The organism is Alteromonas sp. G5_S2_22_S1, assembly GCF_054968525.1.
Map to the genome: position 1 here is coordinate 71,767 of NZ_JBQKUJ010000013.1, position 24,172 is coordinate 95,938.

19 protein-coding genes are annotated in these 24,172 nt (G+C 45.5%); 9 read left to right on the forward strand and 10 right to left on the reverse strand.

Annotation, left to right across the window (positions count from 1 at the left end; translation table 11 throughout):
- Positions 1 to 215: 215 nt before the first annotated feature.
- Positions 216 to 3,551, reverse strand: a complete 3,336-nt coding sequence (locus ACTRWF_RS14150; RefSeq protein WP_462835740.1) for an amidohydrolase family protein — start codon at positions 3,549 to 3,551, stop codon at positions 216 to 218.
- Between the two features lie 259 nt (positions 3,552 to 3,810).
- Here ACTRWF_RS14150 and ACTRWF_RS14155 point away from each other — a divergent pair, with 259 nt between their 5' ends.
- Positions 3,811 to 6,000, forward strand: coding sequence for a molybdopterin-dependent oxidoreductase (locus ACTRWF_RS14155; RefSeq protein ID WP_462835741.1), 2,190 nt, complete (start codon positions 3,811 to 3,813; stop codon positions 5,998 to 6,000).
- Between the two features lie 134 nt (positions 6,001 to 6,134).
- Here the strand turns inward: ACTRWF_RS14155 and gorA are convergent, their stop codons facing one another.
- The 5 genes from gorA to ACTRWF_RS14180 all read right to left on the reverse strand — a co-directional run bounded on the left by gorA (position 6,135) and on the right by ACTRWF_RS14180 (position 12,205).
- Positions 6,135 to 7,484 carry a glutathione-disulfide reductase gene (gene gorA, locus ACTRWF_RS14160; RefSeq protein ID WP_015068264.1) on the reverse strand — a complete coding sequence of 450 codons (1,350 nt, stop codon included), beginning with the start codon at positions 7,482 to 7,484 and terminating at the stop codon, positions 6,135 to 6,137.
- Positions 7,485 to 7,735: 251 nt separating this feature from the next.
- Positions 7,736 to 9,040, reverse strand: coding sequence for a response regulator c-di-GMP phosphodiesterase, NosR family (nosR, locus tag ACTRWF_RS14165; RefSeq protein WP_462835742.1), 1,305 nt, complete (start codon positions 9,038 to 9,040; stop codon positions 7,736 to 7,738).
- A 73-nt stretch (positions 9,041 to 9,113) separates the two neighbouring features.
- A complete protein-coding gene (locus tag ACTRWF_RS14170; RefSeq protein ID WP_462835743.1) occupies positions 9,114 to 10,787 on the reverse strand; it encodes an ATP-binding protein in 1,674 nt (557 codons plus the stop codon).
- An 11-nt stretch (positions 10,788 to 10,798) separates the two neighbouring features.
- Positions 10,799 to 11,623, reverse strand: coding sequence for a phosphate/phosphite/phosphonate ABC transporter substrate-binding protein (locus tag ACTRWF_RS14175; RefSeq protein WP_012519898.1), 825 nt, complete (start codon positions 11,621 to 11,623; stop codon positions 10,799 to 10,801).
- 21 nt (positions 11,624 to 11,644) lie between these two features.
- Complete coding sequence (locus ACTRWF_RS14180; protein ID WP_462835744.1) at positions 11,645 to 12,205, reverse strand: response regulator; 561 nt, start codon at positions 12,203 to 12,205, stop codon at positions 11,645 to 11,647.
- Between the two features lie 303 nt (positions 12,206 to 12,508).
- Here ACTRWF_RS14180 and prlC point away from each other — a divergent pair, with 303 nt between their 5' ends.
- From prlC to ACTRWF_RS14220, 8 genes are all read left to right on the forward strand, one after another.
- Positions 12,509 to 14,545 (forward strand): oligopeptidase A, encoded by a 2,037-nt coding sequence (gene prlC, locus ACTRWF_RS14185; protein ID WP_462835745.1) that lies wholly within the window; start codon positions 12,509 to 12,511, stop codon positions 14,543 to 14,545.
- 6 nt (positions 14,546 to 14,551) lie between these two features.
- The gene (locus ACTRWF_RS14190) at positions 14,552 to 15,253 is read left to right on the forward strand and encodes a DNA-3-methyladenine glycosylase I (protein WP_462835746.1); all 702 of its coding nucleotides are present in this window, start codon (positions 14,552 to 14,554) and stop codon (positions 15,251 to 15,253) included.
- Positions 15,254 to 15,367: 114 nt separating this feature from the next.
- On the forward strand, positions 15,368 to 16,153 hold the full coding sequence (ubiE, locus tag ACTRWF_RS14195; protein ID WP_012519902.1) for a bifunctional demethylmenaquinone methyltransferase/2-methoxy-6-polyprenyl-1,4-benzoquinol methylase UbiE: 786 nt from the start codon (positions 15,368 to 15,370) through the stop codon (positions 16,151 to 16,153).
- A complete protein-coding gene (locus ACTRWF_RS14200; RefSeq protein ID WP_015068256.1) occupies positions 16,153 to 16,788 on the forward strand; it encodes a ubiquinone biosynthesis accessory factor UbiJ in 636 nt (211 codons plus the stop codon). Before ubiE ends, ACTRWF_RS14200 begins: the two co-directional genes overlap by 1 nt.
- 23 nt (positions 16,789 to 16,811) lie before the next feature.
- Positions 16,812 to 18,440, forward strand: coding sequence for a ubiquinone biosynthesis regulatory protein kinase UbiB (gene ubiB / locus ACTRWF_RS14205; RefSeq protein WP_462835747.1), 1,629 nt, complete (start codon positions 16,812 to 16,814; stop codon positions 18,438 to 18,440).
- A 294-nt stretch (positions 18,441 to 18,734) separates the two neighbouring features.
- Positions 18,735 to 18,944: a transcription antiterminator/RNA stability regulator CspE gene (cspE, locus tag ACTRWF_RS14210; RefSeq protein ID WP_012519905.1), complete on the forward strand. Its 210-nt coding sequence runs from the start codon at positions 18,735 to 18,737 to the stop codon at positions 18,942 to 18,944.
- A gap of 263 nt (positions 18,945 to 19,207) precedes the next feature.
- On the forward strand, positions 19,208 to 19,852 hold the full coding sequence (locus ACTRWF_RS14215) for a hypothetical protein (RefSeq protein ID WP_015068254.1): 645 nt from the start codon (positions 19,208 to 19,210) through the stop codon (positions 19,850 to 19,852).
- Positions 19,853 to 19,969: 117 nt separating this feature from the next.
- On the forward strand, positions 19,970 to 20,452 hold the full coding sequence (locus tag ACTRWF_RS14220; protein ID WP_462835748.1) for an Lrp/AsnC ligand binding domain-containing protein: 483 nt from the start codon (positions 19,970 to 19,972) through the stop codon (positions 20,450 to 20,452).
- A gap of 58 nt (positions 20,453 to 20,510) precedes the next feature.
- On the opposite strand, the gene ACTRWF_RS14225 is transcribed toward ACTRWF_RS14220, so the two are convergent.
- The 4 genes from ACTRWF_RS14225 to ACTRWF_RS14240 all read right to left on the reverse strand — a co-directional run bounded on the left by ACTRWF_RS14225 (position 20,511) and on the right by ACTRWF_RS14240 (position 24,059).
- On the reverse strand, positions 20,511 to 20,675 hold the full coding sequence (locus tag ACTRWF_RS14225; RefSeq protein ID WP_012519908.1) for a hypothetical protein: 165 nt from the start codon (positions 20,673 to 20,675) through the stop codon (positions 20,511 to 20,513).
- 422 nt (positions 20,676 to 21,097) lie between these two features.
- Entirely contained in the window at positions 21,098 to 22,105 is a 1,008-nt protein-coding gene (locus tag ACTRWF_RS14230) for a cytochrome d ubiquinol oxidase subunit II (protein WP_462835749.1), read from the reverse strand.
- Between the two features lie 11 nt (positions 22,106 to 22,116).
- A complete protein-coding gene (locus tag ACTRWF_RS14235) occupies positions 22,117 to 23,490 on the reverse strand; it encodes a cytochrome ubiquinol oxidase subunit I (RefSeq protein ID WP_012519910.1) in 1,374 nt (457 codons plus the stop codon).
- A gap of 11 nt (positions 23,491 to 23,501) precedes the next feature.
- Entirely contained in the window at positions 23,502 to 24,059 is a 558-nt protein-coding gene (locus ACTRWF_RS14240) for a GbsR/MarR family transcriptional regulator (protein ID WP_012519911.1), read from the reverse strand.
- Between the last annotated feature and the right edge of the window lie 113 nt (positions 24,060 to 24,172).

Sequence of the window (24,172 nt, forward strand, 5' to 3'; positions counted from 1 at the left end):
AAGTCCTTTTATTTTAATTGGCTTGATACATACAAATACATGTAAAGCCCTAGTCTTTTTTATTTATAGCACTCTTTTACGAAAGACAAAACATTGATTTTGTTTTAAGCGGCTTACCAGCAAACATAACCAGAATAAAAAAGCCGATAAAACACAGGGCTTTATCGGCTTTTTCCTAGTGGTAGTTAAACTACATCAAACGTGTTTGCGTGCGATTAATGCTCCCAGTGATAGTGGTGGGCTTTCGCCTCCACTTCATCCGCGGTTTGCTGTGGCATAAAGGTCGCGTTATCTTGCTCAAAGAAGAAAGGTTCGCGTTTTTCCTTACTGCCCACTTCGTTCATGGTGGCAGACTCGTAAACACGGCCGTTTAACACCGTGTACTCAACGTACTCACTCTTTCTAATGTCGCTTAATACATCGCCATCAATCACCACTAGGTCAGCAAGCTTCCCTTTTTCGATACTACCTAGGTCTTTGCCCATGCCTAAGTGTTTAGCACCATCAATAGTCCCGCCGCGCAGCGCTTCCCAAGGCGTAAAGCCACCTTGTTCCATGATCCACAGTTCCCAGTGTGCAGCTAGGCCTTCACGCTGTCCGTGAGCGCCAATATGTACACTGACCCCATTATCTCGGAGTTCTTTAGCGTAGCTGGCGACGTTTTGGTGGTTGTATTGGTTTTCTGGCGCGGTCGGTCTGCGAATAGCGCGTTTGTCTAAAATAGTAGAAGGGGTATAGCGCAATAGACGCGGGTTCTTCCACACTTCCGTTTTATCGTACCAATATTCTTCACCCATCATGCCGCCGTACGACACAACAAAGGTAGGGGTATAGCCAAACTCTGTGGCTTTCCATAGCTGAGTAACATCGCTATAGCCTTTTTCAACCGGAATGCTGTGCTCAAGACCGGTGTGACCGTCTACCAGCATGGTTAGGTTTTGCTGAAGCTTACCGCCCCCTTCAGGCACCACCATCATCGCTTGATTTTTAGCTGCCCAAAGTACCTGTTGGCGCTGATCACGGCGAGGTTGATTGTAGCTTTTCACCGATATAGCACCGGCTTCTTTTAAGCGCTCTACGTGGAAATAAGCATCTTCGTAGTCGTTGATGATAGCTTTGTAACCCAGTCCTTCTGCACCGTACAAGATAGTACCGGTAGAGTAGATACGCGGCGCAACAATTTTACCTTTGCGCTGAAGCTCTGCTGCAGCAAAAATTTCCGTGGTGTCGTTTGATGGGTCGTGAATGGTGGTTACACCGAACGACACGTTGGAGAACTGACTCCAGTTTTGCTGAGGAATTATCTCATTACGACCTTGTGAACCATGGGCGTGCGCATCAACGAGCCCAGGAATAATGGTTTTACCCGAGGTGTCTATCTGCATAGCGTCATCAGGAATAGCTATATCGCCACGCTTACCTACCGCTTCAATACGGTTGTCTTTAATAAGTACAACGCCATTTTCAATGACTTCCTGGGTATTGTCAGCATCGCGCATGGTTACCACTTTACCGCCAACCAAGGCTTTGTATCCTGAAGGCTTGTCGGCCTTGGTGGTAAACGACAAATCCATACCTTCAGCTACCGGTTCAGGCAAGGTTTCAGGTGCACCGTCTAAAAAGGCAAAGGCTTCATCGAGTGAACGGCTGAAAAGTGTCGGGCCGTTAAACCAGCTAAGGGTTTTATTGTCTGGTGACCAAGTAAGGTATTCACCAGCTCGACTTGAAAGCTGTGTTACCGGTAGCGAGGTCATGTTCGGGCCAATGGTAATGCGCTTACCATTTTCTACAAACGGAGCCACGTAAGTTTTAAATTGATATACAAACGCGACCCATTTTTTATCATGCGAAAGTTTGTACTCACTTACTTTATCTGCGCCATATAGATGCGTACGTTTGTCATTACCTTGCAAATTAACGCTTGAAAGTTGCGTTTCATAATACGCTTCGCCGCCGGCAGATTCTGTGAAATATACGCGGTCGTCGCCACCCGCGAAGTGGGCATTATAGCCGCTGTCTGTCACCTTACTTACAGCGTCTTCTTCAAGGTCGGCAACGTAAATACCTGGCTCGACTGAGTAGGTCGGGTCTAGCAGATAACCGCCGGTAAATTTGCGGAATACCACTTTTTCGCCATCGGCCGAGAACGAAGGCTCAATGTAATGACCGGGCTGTTCGGTAATCACTTTACCTTTACCACCACGGGCTGATACTACGCGTACCGTACCTAAATCTTGGTCGTCCCACGTGGTGTAAACAATCTTCTTACCGTCGTTAGAAAAACGAGGGTAGTACTCGTCGTGGTCGTTTTGCTTGGTCAGGCGTTTTATTTTGCCAGACTTAACGTCGCGTACGTAAAGCTTTCCAAGCGCTTGAAAGAGTACAGTTTTACCGTTAGGCGACATTTGAGACCAGCGAATCATGCGAACGTCAAATTCATCAGGCGCTACGTCTACGTCAAAGCGTAGGGCGTCAGCGTATTTCACGGTGCCTTCAACAGTGATGTCCATGGTGCGTGTGGTTTTATCTTCGATATTGATAGTGTGGAATTTCCCGCCTGTCCAATATACGATTTCGCTGCTATCCGGCATCCAGTCGAAATAGGCAAAGTAGCCTTCAGAGCCAAACCCTTCCTGCATGTCTCGCTCTAGTTCGAGGGTAAGCGGCGTTTCTACGCCGGTTTTTATCTCTTTAAGGAAAAGCCCCGTTCTGTCTTTAACGCGACGCACAAAAGCGATGTATTTACCGTCAGGCGAAGGCGTAGGGACTACGGCACCGCCTGTACCACTGATATAGCGGCTCTCTTCGCCCGTTTCGCGGTCGTAGCGGGTGACAGCAAAAATGCCTTCTAACGGGTCGCGGTTATATTCAAAGCGAGCGCCCGGAACCGTATTTTCGGTAAAGTAAATGTATTTTCCGTCATGCGAGAATACAGGGTCGGCAATGTTTTGCTGGTCGCGTTTACCGCTGTTTCGGGCTTTAATTTGCAGGCCGTCACCGCCGGATTTGTGATACATCCAAATCTCGCCCGCGGGAATACTGCGGCTAGACATAATGCCTTTAGTAACCACTAGGTATTCGCCGTCTGGGCTCCATTTAGGAGAGTGAATAAGATTGCTTTTCTCTTTGGTTACTTGACGAAGATTACTGCCGTCAATGTCCATTACCCATACGTTGCTTAGACCGTCTTTGTCCGAGATAAACGCAATGTGTTTGCCGTCAGGAGAAATAGACGGGTGAATATTCCACGCAAAATCTTGGGTAAGTGGCGTGGCATCACCACCGTTCATGTTTACTTTATAAAGGTCGCCAAGCATGTCGAAAACCATAAACTCGCCATTTGGCGCAACGTCTAAGCTAGACCACGTGGTTTCGTTTGTTTTGATGGTGACTTCGTTTAACGCATAAGGTGGGTTACTGACGTCCCAGTTATCGAGTTCGTATTCGGTTTTTTCTTCACTGTCGTTTTGTGCGTAAGAGGCCGGCGCCATGCCCAAGCCAAGAGCGCTTACTAGCGTAACTGCTAGTAGGCTTTTCTTTGTCGTTATCATGATTGAGTTTCCAACTGCTTTTTAATTATTTTCTGTCTACATCAGAGTACATGACTAAGCTGGTTCTTTTGTACCCTCGAATTGTAAAGCTTAGGTTAATCTTACTGCAAAGTACGACGGATTTATTTAGCTTATGCGATTGTAAGTACAATTTCAGCGGTTAACGCTTCTATCATCACTTTCAGTGATGCTTGTCTATTACAGCAATAGCGGCTAATTTCGTAACAAGTCGTTAACAATAAGTTGTGTGGGAATTATCGTGAGCAACACTGAACAACAATTGCATTATTCTACGTGTACGCTGTGCGAAGCCATGTGTGGTATTGAAGTGGCAACGAAGGGCAGACAAATACTGTCAATAAAAGGGGATAAAGATAACCCCTTTAGCCAAGGTCACATTTGCCCTAAAGCCAGTGCGCTAAAAGATTTGTACGACGACCCTGATCGCCTTAAACGCCCTGTAAAAAGAGTGGGCGATAATTGGCAAGAGATTACGTGGGAGGATGCGTTTGACCTTGTTGCCAATAAGCTGCACGGTATTCAACAAGAGCACGGCGAAGATGGGGTGGGTGTGTATTTAGGTAACCCCAACGCGCACAACATGGGGGCTATTTTATTTGGGCCTTACTTTTATCGCTCACTTAAAACGCATAACCGCTATTCTGCGACGTCGGTGGACCAATTGCCTCACCACATCATCAGCCGCAGACTATTCGGCCATATGTCGCAAATACCTATTCCGGATATCGATCATACTCAGAATTTCATGATTATTGGTGGGAACCCTTTGGCGTCAAACGGCAGTATTATGACCGTGCCGAACGTGAAAAAGCGTTTGAAGGGCATACAAAAACGGGGTGGCAAGGTAGTCGTTATCGACCCGAAGCGAAGTGAAACCGCGGACCTTAGCTGTGAACACCACTTTATTCGCCCGGGTAGTGACGTTTTATTGCTACTCGCCATGCTGCATGTGCTGTTTGATAAACAATTATACAATGTAGAGGCGCTTCTTCCTTATGCTGAAGACATAATGGAAGTAGAGCATTACGTACGCAATTTTTCACCAGAAAAAGTCAGTGAAAAAACCGGTATTCAGGCCTCGCAAATAATCCAGCTCGTTACCGATTTTTGCGAAGCAGAAGCGGCAGTGTGTTACGGTAGAATGGGGGCAAGCGTACAAGCATTTGGTACGCTAACCCAATACCTCATTATGCTATTTAACATACTTACCGGTAATTTAGACAAGCGTGGCGGCATGATGTTTACCCAGCCAGCGGCAGACACATTGCCTGTTGCAGGAAAGGGCAGTTTGGGCACGTTTACCTCCCGGGTGCGCGGCCTTCCAGCTTTTGCTGGCGAGTATCCGGTTGCCTGTTTAGCTGAAGAGATCCTTACCCCCGGAGAAGGACAAATTAAAGCCATGGTTATTGGGGCGGGAAACCCGGTAGTCACTACGCCTAACGCTGAACAGCTCGACAAGGCATTTGCACAATTAGATTTTATGGTTGCTGTGGACTTCTACATCACAGAAACCTCTCGCCACGCCGACGTGATTTTACCCCCCGTAACAGCCCTTGAACGAGACCACTACGACATTGTGTTTCACAACTTCGCGGTGCGAAACTTTGCGAAGTACTCCGAAGCGGTGGTGGATACAGATGCAGACCAACTTACCGACTGGCAAATTTATTTATCGTTAGCTGAGCGAATCGACAAATTAAACGGTAGGAGCACAGCGCACTATGCTGCGCTTTGGAGCAAGCAGCCAAAAGGCGTGGTGGACGACTTGTTACAGACCGGTTTATACGGTGATAAGCGTGGTGCTTTTCAAAACGGTGTTAATGACAGCGATACGGGAAAAGAAGGCAGTACTGCGCACGGCCTAACGCTTAAAAAGCTTAAAGCAAACCCACACGGTATAGATCTTGGCCCGCTTCAGCCGTCTTTACCTTTTGCGCTTTTCCATGAAAATAAAAAAATAAATTTAGATTTTGATTATTTTATGGCGGATATAGACAGGGTTAACGCACACTTCTTTGATAAGCAAAGCCACGCGCAACCCCTTGTTTTAATTGGCCGCCGGCATATTAAAACCAACAACTCGTGGCTTCACAATAGCCCGCGTATGGTGAAAGGCAATAATCGCTGCACGATGCAGCTGCATCCCGATGACGGCGCTAAATACGGTATTAACAATGGTGATGAGGTAAAGGTGAAATCGCGGGTTGGCGAGTTAACGATAGAGGCTGAAATCACCGATGCGATCATGCCTGGTGTGGTATCTATCCCGCACGGGTGGGGACACAACAAAAAAGGCATTAAGTTGTCTGTGGCAAGTCAGCATCCGGGGGTAAATACCAATATTCTTACCGACCACATGCAGGTGGATGAACTGTCTGGTAACGCGGTGTTAAACGGTGTACCTGTAGAACTTGAAAAAGTAAGTTAATGCGCATAAAAAACCGGCTTTTACCACAAGGTAAAAGCCGGTTTTTTAAATGCGATTTTTTACCTAATAACCCATGTTCTCACTACAGCGCAAGCATGCGTCGGTGGGGTAGCTAACCCCTTAGTTTAAACGCCCTAGGTCATGGTAACGAATTCTTCTGCGCTGGTAGGGTGAATGGCCACACACGCATCAAAGTCAGCTTTGGTCGCGCCCATTTTTATGGCAACAGCAAAACCTTGCAGAATCTCATCCATACCGTGGCCAATACCGTGTAGGCCAACAACTTTTTCGTCTTTACCAGCACATACTAGCTTCATCTTCGTCATTTGACGGTGACGGGTGACTGCTGTGTACATAGACGCAAAGCTTGAGGAATACACCTTAATATCGTCTTCACCGTATTTTTCAATAGCCTCTGGCTCTGTTAAACCAATGGTGCCGATTGGCGGGTGACTAAACACTACGGTAGGAATAAGCGAGTAATCCATGTGCGCATCTTTTTGCCCATTAAATAAGCGCTCGCTTAACAAACGGCCCGCTTTAACTGCCACCGGAGTAAGCTCTGCTTCTCCGGTTATATCGCCTACCGCATACACATTCTTTGCCGTAGTGTTTTGGTATTTATCTACCTTAATGGTACCGTCGTCGTTTAACTCTACATCGGTGTTTTCTATATCAATTTTATCGGTTGACGGCTGGCGGCCAATAGCCCAAATAAGGCAGTCGGCTTCAAGTACTTCACCGTTAGTTAAATAAATAGAAAGCTCACCGTTTTCCGCTTTTTCAACTTTCTCGACACTGGCGTGATCGTGCAGTTTACACCCTTCGGCGTGGATCATATCCACCAAGGTTTCGTGAATGATAGGGTCGAAATTTCTAAGTGGTGCGTGTTTGCGAACCACAAGATGAGACTCTGTACCCAGTGCGTGAAGTACGCCGGCTAGTTCTACGCCTATATAACCTGCACCCACAACTACCGCGCGCTTTGGCTGCTCTTTTAGTGCGAAGAATCCGTCAGAATCAATGCCGTGTTCGGCACCTTCAATATCAGGAATAGTCGGGCGACCGCCAACGGCAATAGTAATATGATCAGCAGTATATTGTTCGCCGTTGACTTCTACCGTGTTGTTATCGATAAATTTTGCGAAGCCACGAATAAGCGTCACGTCGTTTGCTGTAAGTGCGCGGTCGTAAGAAGCGTGAATACGCTCAATGTAAGCCTGTCGGCTAGCGATAAGGCTGTCCCAGCTAAAATGGTTAACTGACAAATCAAAGCCATACTCTGGCGCATAGCGATGGATGGCTTCAGCGACCTGCGCGCCGTACCACATGGCTTTTTTAGGCACACAGCCCACGTTTACGCAGGTACCGCCGATATCTTTTGCTTCAATGATGGCTGCTTTTTTACCGTGTTTTGCCGCACGGTTGGCAGATGCAATACCGCCGCTACCACCACCAATACAAATATAATCAAAATGTGTCATACAAAAAGCCTTTTCTGTGGGTTAGGCGAGCATGAATCTTTACGCAATGCGTTGTAGTTACGCAATATGCTCGCGAAGCAAATTCAACGCATCCGCGCTTCATTTAGAACAGTATTCTAAAGACCGGAACTCGCTTCAAGGAATTTCAGTTTATTTAACAATGGGGATAGCCAATCCAAATAAAAGGTCGAGCAAGATAATCTTTATGTGCGTCATTATCTTACCCAATGGCAATACGCAGTATTTCAAGCCTAGTCACTTATAGTGTCAGAAGGGCCTTCTGGTTCTATTTGAATGCTAAAGGCTTTACCGCGTTCTTCTTCAAAGTGTACCAATTTTTGTATTGTAGCATCGCTGAATATATGACCTTCAGGAAGTATAAGGATATGGCTGTCGTTATAAAGATTTTGGGCAAGGGTCATGCCTGCTTTTAATTGTGACGCTTTCAACGAGGTCGAAAGCAGCTTCGATGTTGTAACGTCTTCAGCTTCAAGAAGAAGATCTAGGAATTCACCGTCGTAGCGGGTATTTCTGTGTTTTTTCATTTCAAGTTTAGCGTCACGCGGGCTCATTTCGATACCACTCATACGCCCAGTAACTAAGCGCCAATAGTCACGTGCTATGGCTAAAATACGCGCCCCTGCTGGAATTTCTTTAGCTACTTTGTTGTAAAACCCTGAGCCATTATAGTGTTCGAACTGAAACTCAATAATGTCTGAAACCTGATGAAGTTCATGGGCTGGAGCCAGTATTAAAGCGGCTTGTTTTGTTTGCGATAAATAATTTTGTTGCTGTTGGTATTTCAGCTTTGAAAAGGGCGCCTTGAAATCTTCAGTTTCTAACCCTAAAAGCCCAAGCTCGCATATTAACCCTGCATAGCGGACATGCTTTATCTCATCTTTTTCTAAGCGTGCAATACGCGCAAGTTTTGAAGCCAGTTCACTTACTTCAATGGCAAACTTGCCGTCAATGTTGGGGTTAATGCTTATCACATTAAACAGCACTTGCTCCATCGCTATATTGTGCTTTTCAATTTTATTGAGTGCTGCTTTTATTTGCCGAGTACGTTTTTGTACCACTTGCTCTAACGAGGTATTGACGTCTCTTAGTTTTCTATTTTGTAGTCGCGTAAGCTTCTGCAGGCGCAAGTTTTCGGTCTTAAGCTTAACTCGCTCTAACCCCTCTTCAACAACCGAAATTAACTCTTGGTTGTCCCAGGGCTTTTGCAAATAACGATGTATTTTTCCTTGATTTACGGCTTTTATGGTTGACTCAATATCTGCGTAACCGGTAAGCACTACCCTAAAGGTTTCTGGATAGTTGATGGCGACTTGCTCTAACAGCTCCGCACCAGACATTTGTGGCATTTTCATGTCTGAAATAACCACGTGAACCTCGTTCGCACTCATAAGCTCAAGAGCTTTTGCGCCACTATCTGCAAGAAGCAGAGTAATATCCATAGCGAAGAGCGCGCGCTTAATTGCACGAAGAATGTTAGGCTCGTCGTCGACAAAAAGCACCGTATAGGTTGTGGCTGATTCTTTAGGCTCTGTCATAAATCATTATCCTTATAGGCGACGCAATAACTATTACATGCAATGGCGCTTGTTAACACTATTTGCTTTCTCATTATTCACTCTCTTTTTCCATGAGGGGAACTGACGGAGCAGGCTCAACAGGGAGTGCAAGGGTGAACGTGCTACCTTCGCCTTCTACACTGCTTGCTGACAATGTGCCACCGTGCTCTTGAGCAATGCCAAATGAAATGGAAAGACCTAGCCCCGTGCCTTGGCCTTCGGGCTTGGTTGTAAAAAACGGGTTGAAGAGCTTATCTAAATGGCTAGGGGGAATGCCGCACCCTGAGTCTTCAACACGCAGTTCAACAAAGCCGTTTAACGTACAGGTAGTAATTATCACTTTACCATTTTTGCCAGTGGCTTCAATTGCTTGTCCAGCATTAATCAGCAGGTTGGTAACAACTTGAGACACCTTGCCAACGTTCATGGGAATATCTGGTACTCTGCCCAAGTGGGTTTCTACAGTACAAATATATTTCAGCTGATTGTTAACCATAGCCAGCGTAGTACGTACGCAGTCATTAATGTTGTGCTGTTGCATTTGATCGCTATCAACCCGTGAAAAAATCTTAAGACCTTTTACTATCTCAGCCACTCGATGTAGCCCCTCACGGGAGTCGGTTAATAACTCTGCAATATCTTCGTTAATAAAAGCCATGTCTTGATTGTCAAGCATGCTTTTTAGTTCAGTAAGTGCTTTAAGTCGCGCTTGTTCATTTTCAGCCGCTAATACCACGTTTATTTGAGAAAATACCATTTGATACGTGGCAACATACTCGCTTAATGTAGAAATATTGCTACTAACAAACCCAACTGGGTTATTAATTTCATGAGCTACCCCGGCAGCTAGCTGACCGACCGATGCCATTTTCTCCGCTTGAAGTAATTGAACCTGTGTTTCTTTAAGGTCTTTGTTGGCTTCTTCTAGCTGAAAATTCTTTTGGTGCAGTAGGGCGGTTCTGTCCTGCACTTTTTCTTCAAGCAGGGTGTTGAGTTCCTTCAGTTCATCCTGTGCACGCTGCCTTTGCTCATGCTCTTCTTTTAAACGCTCTACTAATTGGTTGAAGGCTTCAGCCAATTCGCTTAATTCGTCATTACCGCGAACAGGAACAAAGACTTCCCTGTAGTCATTGTCTTTTACTGCATCGCCAAGATGCTTCGCACCCTGATGTAACTGGCGAAGTTGGGACATCAGGTATGAACCCAAGATATACGAGCATAAGCCAACGAGGATAAACTCCATGAGGGCTAGCATAAGCGTCCAGTTTTTAACACGAGATACCGATTCGGTAACAGAGGCGATGTTCAAGCCAATTTCTACATAGCCGTAAAGGGAATCATTTACCATGATGGGCGCGCGCGTATCATAGATGCCATCATCTGCTTCTGACACCGAATCGTCCGCAACGAAAGGGCGATTTAGCGCTTGTTGATTCCCCTTGCCAACAAACACGTTACCTAGCTTGTCTTTAACTTTTACGTAAGAAATATTGGGGTTGGTTAATATTTCGGATACATCAGCATCAAGGGAAGCAAGGTCGTAACTTAGAAAGGCGTTTTTCGTTGTAGAAACAAATAAAGCGACGCTGGTATCGGCAGACTTTTGCACATTATTGTCAACCAGATCGTTTAACAGTTGAAATACCGTAATGATCAGTACCAATAGCAGCAGGGCTGCAATCGATGCAACGCCGGTAATTGTTTTAAATCGTAGCGACAGCCTCATAATTCAATAACTCACAAGTGTGGTCTAGAGAGCGACGCAATACCTAACGCGCGTACGTCGTCCCAATCACTGTCGTTGGAAGCTATAAAACCACTTAACCCGATACGTTTTAGAACTGACGATTTGCTGGTGTCGTTGGATAACGCCATTAACCCATTAAGAATAGCCTGTCTGTCACCTTGCGCCATGTTTGGGCTTGTTGCGATGGGATGAGGCGTATAACCTTGGCTTTTCCAAAGCACGCGAAGGTCGCTTCGTACCTCGTCGGGCGCTACATTGAGCGTGCGCAAAATACCTCCGCCGGCTTTAAAGAACTTGCGCTGAACGGCTAGGTAAACTGAATCGTGAGAGTTCACATAGCGTGGAATGAATGCGATGTTATTTTTGCGAAGATAGGCACTAGTAATAATAGTAGCCGCAAACGCCGCGGGTGCAGGAAACGCTATCTCAGTACCGGATAATTCACTTAAAGATTGTATGGGGCTGTCTTTTTCTACCACGATGAGCCCTTGAATTTTTTTGTTTCGTTGATGAGCAAGCGCACGGTAGCCCGCCGTTTCGTTAAAAACAACGAAGTGATAAGGGTTCATGTAAGCGATATCGTATGCTCCTTTGGCCAGATTGGCTTCAAAGGTAGGAATGTCTTTAGCAGTCTTAAACTCTATACTAAGACCGGTATACGTACTGAGATAATCTATTAACGGCTGCCAATTTTCAGCCATCTTCTTTGCTGACTGTTGGGGGACTACACCGAATGTTAGAGGCTTGGCATTTACTGAAAAAGTACTAAAAACAAAACATAGCGTTATGACAATGCGGTGTATTGAACTGCCCATATAACCTCCTTTGTTGTTACACTACATAGACATAAACTGTTCTAGTGTTGATGTTAGGTCGTGATTTGAGAAAGGCTTTTGAAGAGTGGCGTCTGCGCCTATCTCTAGTGCGCGCTCAAGGCTAATATCATCTAAAGCAGAGATAACGACTATCCTTAAATCTTTGTACTTGCTTTGATCCCGCGTAAACTCGATAACGCTGTAACCATCCATTCCCGGCATACTTAAATCTAAGGTCATAACCTTGGGTTCGTACTGACTAAGCATTATTCCCGCTTGGAAGCCGCCTGTAGCAATGTAGGAGTCGAAGCCTGCGCGCCGGGCAACCCGCTGAATCGACTTGGCAACAGGCATTTCGTCGTCGACGATAAGAATAGACGGTGACGCAACGCCTCTTAACGCATCTGGAATTGGCATGTCATGGCGCTCAAGAAACTCAACAAAGTCTTCAACCAGCACTCTATTGTTACCACGGCCGGGAAGTTTAAAACCCTTAAGCTTGCCGCTTTCAATCCATCGAATGACGGTGCGTAGATTGACGTCGCAGTATGAGGCTATCTCGCCTGAGGTTAACGTTTTCATGGCTTTGCCTTGTTGAAATAATAAACGGAATTATAGTCTGCATATAAGGAGGAGACAAAGTAGACAAAAGGATGAAATGTGACATTTGTGACAGCTTTGGTTTTCGCAAACGCGACATATAAAAGCATTTCGTTATAACGAGCGTTACCTCTATGCCCTCAACAGGGGCAACGCGATGTCCTGATCCTAACTGTAAGACTAGAAGTAGTATCAAGATAGGTCAACAGCAGGCTAAACAATAGCTTGCTTTTAATCAGTGAAGCCCCATCATTATTCTATCAATGTGTTAAGAGTGAAAAGATTATGACAACCCCTGCAATTGAAAAGGTAGATGGACTACCTATTTTTTCCGCGATTGAACCAGACACTATTAAGCCTGCTGTAGAAAAAGCTATTGCAGCATGTAAGAGTGAAATCGAGGAAGTGGTGGCTTCAAAAGATTATTCTTACAAGAACCTGGTGCTTCGCCTTGAAGAAGTCGATGACCGTTTAAGCAAAATGTTTTCGCCGGTATCTCACATGAACAGTGTGGTAAGCAGCGATGAGCTGCGCGATGCGCACGATGCCTGCCTACCGCTTTTATCAGAGTACGGAACGTGGGTAGGGCAGCATGAAGGTTTGTATAATGCTTATGCTGAGCTTAAGGCATCTGACGAATTTGAATCCCTAAGCGAAGAGCAGCAAAAAGTCATAGAAAACGCTGTGCGTGATTTCACCCTTTCTGGCGTAGCATTGCCCGTAGAACAGAAGAAACGCTTTGCGGAAATCCAAGCTAAGCTAAGCGAGCTGTCATCGACGTTTTCTAATAACGTGATGGACGCGACTATGGGCTGGACAAAACATGTGACCGACGAAGCTGAATTAGCCGGCATGCCAGAGTCTGCCCTAGAGGCTGCGGCTCAAGCTGCTCATCAAAAAGACCTTCAGGGTTGGCTATTCACCCTTGATATCCCCTCTTACTTGCCCGTTATGCTGTATGCTGACAACCGCGAACTGCGCGAAGAAATGTACCGCGCTTATTCAACTAAAGCCTCGGAACAAGGCCCAAATGCAGGTAAGTGGGATAACACAGATATCATCAAAGAAACCCTAACGCTGCGTACCGAACTGGCTGAGTTACTGGGTTTCTCTAGCTACGCAGAGCGTTCGCTGGCTACCAAAATGGCAGACTCGACAGATCAAGTTATTGGCTTTTTGCGCGATTTGGCCGCCAAGTCTAAACCACAAGCGGAGCGCGAGCTTGAAGAAGTGAAAGCCTATGCAAGAGACAAGCATGGCATAACGGAGCTTGCAGCATGGGATTTACCCTATTACAGCGAAAAGCTTAAGCAGGAAAAGTACACCATCTCTGATGAAATGCTACGCCCGTATTTCCCAGAAGACAAAGTGCTGTCGGGCTTATTTGAGGTTGTTCATCGTCTGTATGGTTTAAAAATTATAGAACAGCCTGGCATAGATACTTGGCATAAAGACGTGCGCTATTTCACCATTACCGATGATGCAGATGCTCTACGCGGCAGCTTCTATTTAGATCTTTATGCCCGTGCGAAAAAACGCGGCGGCGCGTGGATGGACGAATGCCGCGTGCGTCGTGAAACAATGAATGGTGAATTACAATTACCGGTAGCGTACCTAACCTGTAACTTCAATGCGCCGGTAGGCGACAAGCCTGCTTTATTTACTCACGATGAAGTGGTTACCCTATTCCATGAATTTGGCCATGGTATTCACCACATGCTCACTAAAATGCGCGTTGCCGGCGTATCGGGTATAAACGGTGTACCTTGGGATGCCGTAGAGCTGCCTAGCCAGTTTTTGGAAAACTGGTGCTGGGAAGAAGACGCGCTTAACTTTATTTCAGGTCACTATGAAACAGGAGAGCCATTACCTGCGGACTTGTTAGACCGTATGCTCGCAGCCAGAGATTATCAATCGGCTATGCAAATGGTACGTCAGCTTGAATTCAGTCTTTTCGATTTTCTACTGCATAGCGAAAAAGGCGGCGACGTTGATGTACAGGGTACGCTAGATAAAGTGCGTGAAGAAGTCGCTGTGGTTATTCCACCATCGTTCAACCGTTTTCAAAATGGCTTTGGTCATATTTTTGCCGGTGGTTACGCTGCGGGGTATTACAGCTATAAGTGGGCAGAAGTACTTTCTGCCGATGCGTATAGCAAGTTTGAGGAAGACGGTATCTTCAATCGAGATACCGGCAAAGCCTTTCTGGAAAACATCTTAGAAATGGGCGGCAGCAAACCACCCATGGATTTATTTGTGGCCTTTAGAGGGCGCGAGCCTAAGGTAGATGCGCTGTTGCGTCATAGTGGTATTAAGGGCTAAGTAGCTATGGCAGGTTCTAAGGCAGAGTCTTTTCAATCTATTTACCGCCGTGCATGTGTGCGCAAGGGCGGAGAAAGGGCGCTTGAGGCTATGCTTCAAGCGCCGCTTTCAAAAGCTGAAGTTGAAGCTATACCCGACGACCGTTTCCTGGCCGCCATGACCAAGCAAGTCTTCAAGTCGGGCTTTGTGTGGCGGGTGATCGAGCAAAAATGGCCAGACTTTGAAACCGTATTTTTCGGCTTTAATACCGACAAAGTACTGTTAATGCCCGATGAAATGCTAGAGCAAAAAGCATCAGATAAGCGTATTGTGCGCAACTACAAGAAAGTCATGACGGTGCGCGACAACGCCATGATGATAAAAGATGTGACTATGGAGCACGGTAGCTTCGGTAAGTTTGTTGCAAGTTTTGGCAAAGAAAACATAACCGAGCTTTGGGCGTTTTTGAAAAAGCGCGGCGCCCGCTTAGGCGGAAATACGGGCCCTTACATGTTACGTGCATTGGGAATAGACACCTTTTTATTCTCTCGCGATGTTGAAGATTATTTGCGCAAACACGATATTGTTGACGGCGGCCTAACGTCTAAAAAGTCGTTAACTGCCGCTAATGCCGCGTTTGCGCAGTGGCATAAAGAAAGTGGGCGTTCGCTTCAAGAAATAAGTGCTATTGTGGCCTTTAGCTGGGGCACGAATAACAGGCCTGCTTAGAGGCCCAACGCAAATCTCTATGCCTAACGCACAAGTGGGGCATAAAGCTTTTGCTTGGCTACACATTCCTATACACTTCAGCATTAAGAAAAATATTCAAATTACAGGACTGTCATGAGCGACAATCAGACTCCCGCTACGCAAGTAGACACTGCGACCGAGCAAACGACACACTTTGGTTTTAAACAGGTAGATAAGGGACAGAAAGCGTCTTTGGTCGCCAACGTTTTCGACTCTGTTGCAGCGAAGTACGACGTCATGAACGACCTTATGTCTATGGGAGTGCATCGCTTGTGGAAACGCTTCACAATTGATTGTAGTGGTGTACGAGCAGGCAATAAAGTATTGGATATTGCCGGTGGAACAGGCGACCTTACGGCTAAATTTTCTCGCCTTGTGGGCCCAACCGGTCGGGTTACGCTTGCTGACATAAACCTTTCTATGCTTAAAGTAGGGCGCGATAAACTTCGCGACCGCGGCTTGGTAAGTAACATCGATTATGTGCAAGCTGACGCTGAAGCCTTGCCGTTTCCAGACAACCATTTCGATGTAGTGACCATGGCATTTGGTCTTCGCAACGTTACAGAAAAGCAAAATGCGCTTAATTCTATTTATCGCGTGTTAAAGCCGGGTGGAAGGCTACTCGTTCTCGAATTTTCAAAGCCTACTACCGAGCAGCTTAGCAAGCTTTACGATATGTATTCGTTTCACATTTTGCCTAAAATGGGGCAGCTAGTGGCGAACGATGCAGAAAGCTACCAATATCTTGCGGAAAGTATTCGCATGCATCCAGATCAAGAAACCCTAAAAGGCATGTTTGAACAAGCCGGTTTTGAACAGTGCGATTATCAGAACCTAACCGGGGGAATCGTAGCGCTGCACAGAGGATATAAGTTTTAATGCCTACCTCTGCGCTTGTTGCCGCGACTGCTGAATCGATAATCAATAAGCTGTTGTCGTTAGATGAGACTAGCCAGAAAAGGCTAAAGTCGCTCAACGGGGCCAGATTGTCTGCGTTCATTTCGCCGCTCCCCTATGGCATAACATTGTCATTTTCAGAGCGTGTCGATGTGTTAACCGAGCAAGGCTCGTTCGACGATGCCGTTGCCGCCCTTGGCCCTAAAGATTGCTGCATTAAAACATCGCTACAAATCTTGCCCGAGCTTAAAGAAACCAGTCAGTTAACCCGCCTCATACAGCAAAAAGCCCTATTTTTAGAGGGCGAGCTTAATGTAGCCCAGCAGGTTAGTGCACTGTTTCAGCAGCTTGATATAGATGTTGAAGAACTACTGGCGCAAAAAACCAATGATGTGGTTGCGCATCAAACGGTGAAAACGGCCAAAGCCGTGCACGAAAAAGCGCTATCGGCACTGTCTTCAGTAGCAAGTGTATTGGGCAATGCTGTAGTAGAAGAAAAACAGCTAGCGGCCCACAAGCTGGCCGTTATGCATTTTAGCGATGAAGTTAATGCACTGCGTGATAGGACCGAAAGCGCAGACGCCCGATTACGTCGACTCGAAGAAAAGTTAAAGTAAGATTAAAAGAAACAGGCTCATAGATGCGTATTGTTAGGTTATACCGAATTAACAAGGTATTGTTGGAACACGGCTTAGACGATTTAATTCCAGCAAAGTGGTTACCCTGGTACGCACGTGCTATGCGTCATTCCATTTTCTGGGTAAGAAACAAACACAAAGGCAAATCAGCAGGGGAGCGTATCACCCTTGCGCTACAAAATCTTGGCCCCGTCTTTATCAAATTTGGTCAAATGCTTTCTACTCGTCGCGACCTTTTGCCTCCCGCCATCGCTAACGAGCTTGCCCGATTACAAGACAAAGTACCGCCATTCTCATCAGATGCTGCCCAAGACATTATTAGGCAGGCGTTAGGCCTCAAAGATTTAAATGAATTATTCAGCGAGTTTGAAACATCTCCGCTCGCGTCTGCTTCTATTGCACAAGTGCATGCGGCAAAGCTTATACACAACAATGAAGACGTTGTTGTAAAGGTGCTGCGACCTGATATCCGCGACACCATTGTGGCCGATATGGAGTTACTTTTTAGCTTGGCTAATGTGCTGCAACGATGGCTGCCTGACGGGAAGCGCCTTCGCCCTGTTGAGGTGGTAGTGGAGTACCGTAAAACCATAGTGGATGAATTAGATCTTCTTCGAGAGTCAGCCAACGGTATTCAACTAGGCCGCAATTTTGAAGGCTCTGACGCACTATATGTACCTAAGATATACAGCGACTACTGTAGAAGTAACGTATTGGTCATGGAACGCATATACGGCCTGCCCATTTCAAATATCGATGCACTACTTACCCAGAATACCAATATGAAAAAGCTGGCGGAACGCGGCGTAGAAGTGTTTTTTACGCAAGTTTTCCGCGACAGTTTTTTCCACGCCGATATGCACCCAGGCAACATTTTTGTGTCAACCGAGCACCCTGAAAACCCCAAGTATATTGCTATCGACTTTGGTATTGTGGGCACTCTTAATCGCGAGGACAAACGCTACCTGGCAGAAAACTTTATTGCGTTTTTCAATCGCGATTATCGCAAAGTGGCGCAACTTCACGCCGATTCGGGGTGGGTACCTCAAGATACCAACATTGATGAATTTGAAATGGCTATACGCACGGTGTGTGAGCCAATTTTCCAAAAGCCACTTGCCGAAATTTCTTTTGGTAACGTGCTATTGCAGCTTTTTAATACCGCGCGTCGTTTCAACATGGTGGTTCAACCACAGTTAGTGCTGCTGCAGAAAACGCTACTGTATATCGAAGGATTGGGCAGGCAGCTTTACCCTCAGCTAGATTTGTGGAAAACCGCAAAGCCGTTTCTCGAAAACTGGATGAAAGAGCAAATAGGCTTTACTGCCATGATGGGCAAGGTAAAAGACAACCTGCCGTTTTGGTCGGAAAAACTGCCTGAAATGCCAGACCTGCTTTATGACAGTTTACAGCAGATGAAACGGCTGCCATTACAGCAGCAAAGGGCACATTTAGCACTCCTTCAAGAGCAAAAGAAAACAACTCAGACCACTCACCTTAGTGTGGTGGGCGCGACCTTTGTTCTGATATCAGCAGTATTGCCACTTTACGACTTATCGTGGTATTTCCCTGCAATAAGTGGCGTTGTTGGCGCTGTTTGTTGGTACTTGGCTTGGCGAAAAGGGCTCTAATTTTTGTTACGCTGCGGTGAAATATTTATGAAATCCGCAGTTTAGTGATTAATTTGTGTATTAATTATCCCGAAGAGTGTTATAGTGCTATTGGCTCTTAGCCAAAGTCTTTAGATAGACGCGATTTTGTATTATTTGCTATATGTAAAACCACTCGAGTTACCCGGTAATTTGTTGTAAGTTGTTTGTCCATTCGTAAGTAAGACCCAATACTCCGCCCATTTGAAGACTCTAAAGAAACTAAGTTACACGCGCTTATGCGCAATTTAATACGATATTTGAGGTCTATACGACATGTCTAAAGTTACAGGCACAGTTAAGTGGTTCAACGCTGATAAAGGTTACGGTTTTCTAACACAAGATAATGGCGGCAAGGACGTATTCGTTCATTTCCGTGCGATTATCTCTGACGGTTACAAAACGCTTCCAGAAGGTCAGCGAGTAGAATTTGAAGTTGAAGAAGGTCAAAAAGGTCTTCAAGCTGCTAACGTGCAAGCTATCTAAGAATTCAAAAACGGCGGTCATTTGACCGCCGTTTTTCTTTCTATTCCTATTCAAAGGGCTTATTGCTCATCACGAGTATAAAAGCTCGGGTTTGTTGCGGTTTAAATTCTTTCTCGCAAACTACGCCCTGAACACCTTTCTCAATGACACTTCATCTACCGCGTTTATACCCTTCGGGTTACAAGTGTTGCGCGATGATAGTCTTTAATGCTTTACTCACCGTACCAATTATCTTCTTTACAGATATTTTAAGGGAGTATGTCATGCGCATTATATCTGGCTTTCTTTTTTCATTACTTAGCGCGCCTTTGTTACTCACCCCACAGTTTGCCAACGCAGAACCGGTCGCAGAGCAACAGGCAGAGAAAAATGTTTTAGCCATTGTGCTTAAAACCCGTGTAACACGTGCGGATGTGATGCCTAGCGAAAAAGAGCGTAAAGAAATAAAAGCGCAGGCCAAAGAAAGTTACGGTGAAATGCTCAACTACCTTATTCGCGTAAATGCGTCTAATAGAATTTATGAATTGGTTTTAAATGATTATGCTGCGCAAAAAGGCATCACGTTAAACCAAGCGCTTGTCAGCAAGTTTACAGAAAAGTTTGGCGATCAATTCTCCGGTGAAGGCGCGTCTAAATCCATAGAAGAAGTAGCGGCGAAACAAGTTATGCAGTACCAAGCAGAAAAAGCTATGTTCAAGGAATTCGGCGGGCGCGTTATCTTTCGACAATCTAACCCTCAAATGCCTATTGATGCCTATAAGGCGTTGCTAAGTGGCTATCGCGAAAGCGGTCAACTACAGATAGTAGATAAAGATCTTGAAGACGCGTTTTGGAGCGTGTTTACGCCGCCGTTTCAATACGAGATTGCGCCGGAAAATATAGACTTTAGTCAGCCGTGGTGGATTTAAGATAGGGGGTATAGAAAGCCGCTAGCAAGCCTTTAGAAAGGCCCGGCATATCAAAGAATGGGTAAGCTCTACGCCAACGTACGCCCAATAATATTTGTATGAGAACAATACATCACCATGCGCAATGATAAACAAAACGGAATAGATGCTACGGACAAGGCAATTTTAGGGTTGCTGCAACACAATGGCGACATGCCCGTTGCAGAGATTGCCCAACAAGTGGGTTTAACCGTAACGCCATGCTGGCGCCGCATTCAAAAGCTTGAAGAAAAGGGGATTATTTCTAAGCGAGTAGCCCTATTGCAGGCCAGGCAGTTAGGCCTAACGATGACCGTGTTTGTACAAGTAAAAGCCGGGCGGCACGATGGAAAATGGCTAGCGTCTTTTGCTAAACACGCGGCTTCTTTTGATGAGGTGGTAGAGTGCTACCGTATGTCGGGGGAATACGATTACTTGCTGAAAGTTTTGGTAACCGACATGGACTGCTTTGACCACTTCTACAAACGCCTTGTGAACGGTCTTGAGTTTTCAGACGTTAACTCTAGCTTCGCTATGGAGCAAATCAAATATACTACATCGGTGCCGCTCAACCACCTTTAGCTATAGGAACATGAGAAACCATAAAAAATGGGGCCGGTTTTACGGGCCCCATATAAATTTAATGATTTTGGTCTTCAACGTGCTGTTCGGCGAATATCTTGGATTTCTTTTTGATTTTACATCCTAAGATACGCTGCGCATTTTTGCGGCCGATATAATGAGCTACCGGATAGGGGTGCGCGCGCTTGAAGAACCGTGAGATTGAATGGAATACGTTTTCCATAATGTTGGCTCCTTCTATTAAAAAATTCCCCAAATAAAATATAGTAATATTACAGTTTGATGTCAACAAAATATTAGCAGCTTTTCAGCATTAAGTTTTGTTTACCACCTAAGTGTAGACTTAATTAGATCTAACACCATTAGTTATTGGTATACTTTATCTCGGTGAAAGGATCATTTTTAAAACATTAGGCAAGGGGTGCGTTTGTGGAAACACACCACAGCGGGTGAACACTGCCAATTAAGGGTTTTAAGCAAGTATGAGATCGCTATCACACATATTTAGTATAGCGTTGAAGAGAAAGTGAACACCACTGACTCTCAGTGATGTTCACTATTGCTAGAACTGATTGAAGATCGCGAACTGCAGCAATCTTCCTAACGCCGTTTGATCATTGCGTTCTTCAGGCAATCAACCTGCGGTTAATAATACGATAGTTTTTCAGACTTACCTGAAAAGATCTTATAAACCATCGCGGTATAGGCAAGAATGATCGGCACGACAATGACTACACCTACTAGTAGAAACCTCAGAGAGTTAGCATCGCTTAATGCCTCTGAAACCGTCATTTGCCCAGGAATAATGAACGGATAGTAACTTATTGCAAAGGCGCTAAAGCACAATAAAAACACAAGCAACGCTATAAAGAAGGGTAGCCACTCGCCCTTACCATTAGCATCGGGTAACTTTTTCAATAACACCCCGCATAGTGCTAATAAAGCAAAGCTAGCCAAAGGAATAGCGAATAACACATATCCCCATGGCGCAGATAGCCATAGCGCCCTAACATCATCATGCAGCGTAAGATTAGCAATACTTACTGCAATAATGCCAACGGCGAGAACGCCTAATCCTCTGCGTGCCCAGTAGTATGCTTTTTGCTGAAGTTCACCTTCGGTTTTTAAAATTAACCAGCAAGACCCGATAAAAGCGTAAGCCGCGGTTACACCAAAAGCGGCTAAAAGTGCAAAGCCTTGCGCCCATATATCAGTGCGAAGCCCGGTCACGTAAATACCCAGCATATAACCTTGAGCAAGAGTGGTTAGTAACGAACCGTATTTGAACACCAAGTCCCATTTACGTTTTTTAACCTGCACCACTTTTGCTCGAAAGTCGAACGCAACCCCGCGCAGTATTAAGCCTAGCAGCATAAATGTGGCCGGTAGGTACAAGGTTTGTAGAAACTCGCTATGTGCTTCAGGAAAGGCAATTAAGAGCAATCCAATAGCGAGCACCAACCATGTTTCATTCGCATCCCAATAGGGCCCAATAGACGCTATCATATCATCGCGAAACGCCTCGGTACGAGGCGGGATTAATACGCCCACGCCCAAATCATAGCCGTCCAAAATGGCATACAGCATTACCGATAGCCCAAGAAGACCCACGTAAATATTACCAAGCATTTCAGCTGATACATCCTCAAACATAATGGCTCTCCCTAAACCGTACTAGGATCGGGTTCGCTGGGCTGCATTTTTGCTTTAGCCACTTCCCGTTCCTCAGTAGTAATTTCTTCAATTTCTACGGCTCTTCTACACATCAGCATTAAGGTTCCCATGTATGCTATTAGCAAGACCGTATAAATAACCAAGTACAGCGTAAACGATAGGGCAATATTACCAGGCGGTAGCTGGGTTACCGCATCAGCGGTTTTCAATACGCCGCTGACTAAGTAAGGTTGCCTTCCAATCTCGGTCACGTACCAACCGGCAAGGGTCGCTATCCAACCGCTAAACGCCATGCCCGCAAACGTGCGCTTAAGCCACAGAGGAAACGCTTTATTGCGCATAAGATAAAGACTACCCAGCCACGAGACAGCAAGCATCAACATGCCCATGCCCACCATGACTCTAAAACCAAAAAATACAGGGGCAACTGGCGGATGCTCTCCCTCGAACTCATTAAGCCCTTTAATCTCGCCTTTAAGCTCGTGAGTAAGAATCAAACTTGCGCCATAAGGAATGGGAATTTCAAAATGGTTCTCTTTGCTTTCCTCATCGGGTATGGCGAAAAGTAGCAAGGGGGCACCTTCAGTGGTTTCCCAAAGCCCTTCCATTGCCGCTACTTTTTGCGGTTGATGTTCAAGGGTATTTAAACCGTGCATGTCGCCTGCAAATATTTGTAGCGGAATTAACACTGCTGCTGTGTAAGTTGCTGTCTTAAGCGCAAGTTTAGGGGCTAATTTGTCGTCACCTTTTAACATGCGATAAGCAGACAAGCCGGCAATTAAGAAACTAGCGGTTAGGCCCGATGCCAACATCATGTGTACAAAGCGGTAGGGGAAAGAGGGGTTGAAGATAATTTCTTTCCAGTTTGTGGCATACACAACGCCATCAACTACCTCGAAGCCTTGTGGAGTTTGCATCCAGCTATTTAGTGCTAATATCCAAAACGCTGAAGTTGTGGTGCCAAGCGCTACGATAAGAGTAGATGCAGTATGTAACCAATTGGGCACCCGACGTATGCCAAATAGCATAATGCCAAGAAAAGTAGCTTCTAAGAAAAAGGCGGTAAGTACCTCGTAGCCTAACAGGGGGCCTGCCACATTGCCGACTTTTTCCATAAAGCCTGGCCAGTTAGTACCAAACTGAAATGACATGGTAACGCCGCTTACTACGCCTAAGGCGAAGCTTAGCGCAAAAACACGTACCCAAAAACGATACATACGCATCCATACAGGATGACCTGAAATGTTAGAGCGCAGTTTGAAGTAAAATAAAAACCATCCCATTGCCATAGTGATGGTTGGAAATAAAATATGGAAACTAATATTTAACGCAAATTGTAAACGAGACAGCAAGAATGCATCCACAGAGAGCCCCCTTAGTTAACGCTGTTTTTTCCCGGAAGAAGCTTGTCCTTAAGCTCAAGCATACGGCCTACGCCAGAACCTAGCTTCATCAGCGTGTTAAGCTTTTCAGGTCCAAGATTTTGAAGCTCTTCGGACCATGCCGTAATTGATTCGAGTAAATCGTGAATTTCGTTCAGTTTATGTTGAGCGTTTGCTTCTTTTTCATTGGCAGGTGCATCAAGTAACAAATCCCGAAGTAAGCTCATGGTTGGATCTATCTCTCGCTTCCTGCGCTCTTCAAATACCCGGTTAGCCAATGTCCAGATATCACCTGCAGGCACAAAAAACTCTTTCCTTTCGCCTGGAACATGGTGCTGCTTAACCAAACGCCACGACTGAAGCTCTTTTAAGCCCATACTTGTATTGCCTCTGGAGATATTCAGCGCATCAGCAATCTCCTGTGCCGAAATTGGCTCTTCATTAAGAACAATAAGAGCAAGTATTTGCCCCACCGTTCTATTAAAACCCCAGCGACTTCCCATTTCGCCAAAGTGCATAACAGCAGAAGTAATTAAAGGCGTCATCTTCATTTTTATATTCCAGAAGTTTCAGAATTTACTGAAAGTTTATTGCGCCAGATCAAAAAATACAAGTTTTATTTGGCTCTGTTAGCTTTTTTTAATTCACAGATTAGTGTTTCTTA

Bases quoted from the DNA above. Each gene is read 5' to 3' on its own strand.
- ACTRWF_RS14150 (WP_462835740.1), bottom strand. From the start codon at position 3,551: ATGATAACGACAAAGAAAAGCCTACTAGCAGTTACGCTAGTAAGCGCT.
- gorA (WP_015068264.1), bottom strand. From the start codon at position 7,484: ATGACACATTTTGATTATATTTGTATTGGTGGTGGTAGCGGCGGTATT.
- nosR (WP_462835742.1), bottom strand. From the start codon at position 9,040: ATGACAGAGCCTAAAGAATCAGCCACAACCTATACGGTGCTTTTTGTC.
- ACTRWF_RS14170 (WP_462835743.1), bottom strand. From the start codon at position 10,787: ATGAGGCTGTCGCTACGATTTAAAACAATTACCGGCGTTGCATCGATT.
- ACTRWF_RS14175 (WP_012519898.1), bottom strand. From the start codon at position 11,623: ATGGGCAGTTCAATACACCGCATTGTCATAACGCTATGTTTTGTTTTT.
- ACTRWF_RS14180 (WP_462835744.1), bottom strand. From the start codon at position 12,205: ATGAAAACGTTAACCTCAGGCGAGATAGCCTCATACTGCGACGTCAAT.
- prlC (WP_462835745.1), top strand. From the start codon at position 12,509: ATGACAACCCCTGCAATTGAAAAGGTAGATGGACTACCTATTTTTTCC.
- ACTRWF_RS14190 (WP_462835746.1), top strand. From the start codon at position 14,552: ATGGCAGGTTCTAAGGCAGAGTCTTTTCAATCTATTTACCGCCGTGCA.
- ubiE (WP_012519902.1), top strand. From the start codon at position 15,368: ATGAGCGACAATCAGACTCCCGCTACGCAAGTAGACACTGCGACCGAG.
- ACTRWF_RS14200 (WP_015068256.1), top strand. From the start codon at position 16,153: ATGCCTACCTCTGCGCTTGTTGCCGCGACTGCTGAATCGATAATCAAT.
- ubiB (WP_462835747.1), top strand. From the start codon at position 16,812: ATGCGTATTGTTAGGTTATACCGAATTAACAAGGTATTGTTGGAACAC.
- cspE (WP_012519905.1), top strand. From the start codon at position 18,735: ATGTCTAAAGTTACAGGCACAGTTAAGTGGTTCAACGCTGATAAAGGT.
- ACTRWF_RS14215 (WP_015068254.1), top strand. From the start codon at position 19,208: ATGCGCATTATATCTGGCTTTCTTTTTTCATTACTTAGCGCGCCTTTG.
- ACTRWF_RS14220 (WP_462835748.1), top strand. From the start codon at position 19,970: ATGCGCAATGATAAACAAAACGGAATAGATGCTACGGACAAGGCAATT.
- ACTRWF_RS14225 (WP_012519908.1), bottom strand. From the start codon at position 20,675: ATGGAAAACGTATTCCATTCAATCTCACGGTTCTTCAAGCGCGCGCAC.
- ACTRWF_RS14230 (WP_462835749.1), bottom strand. From the start codon at position 22,105: ATGTTTGAGGATGTATCAGCTGAAATGCTTGGTAATATTTACGTGGGT.
- ACTRWF_RS14240 (WP_012519911.1), bottom strand. From the start codon at position 24,059: ATGAAGATGACGCCTTTAATTACTTCTGCTGTTATGCACTTTGGCGAA.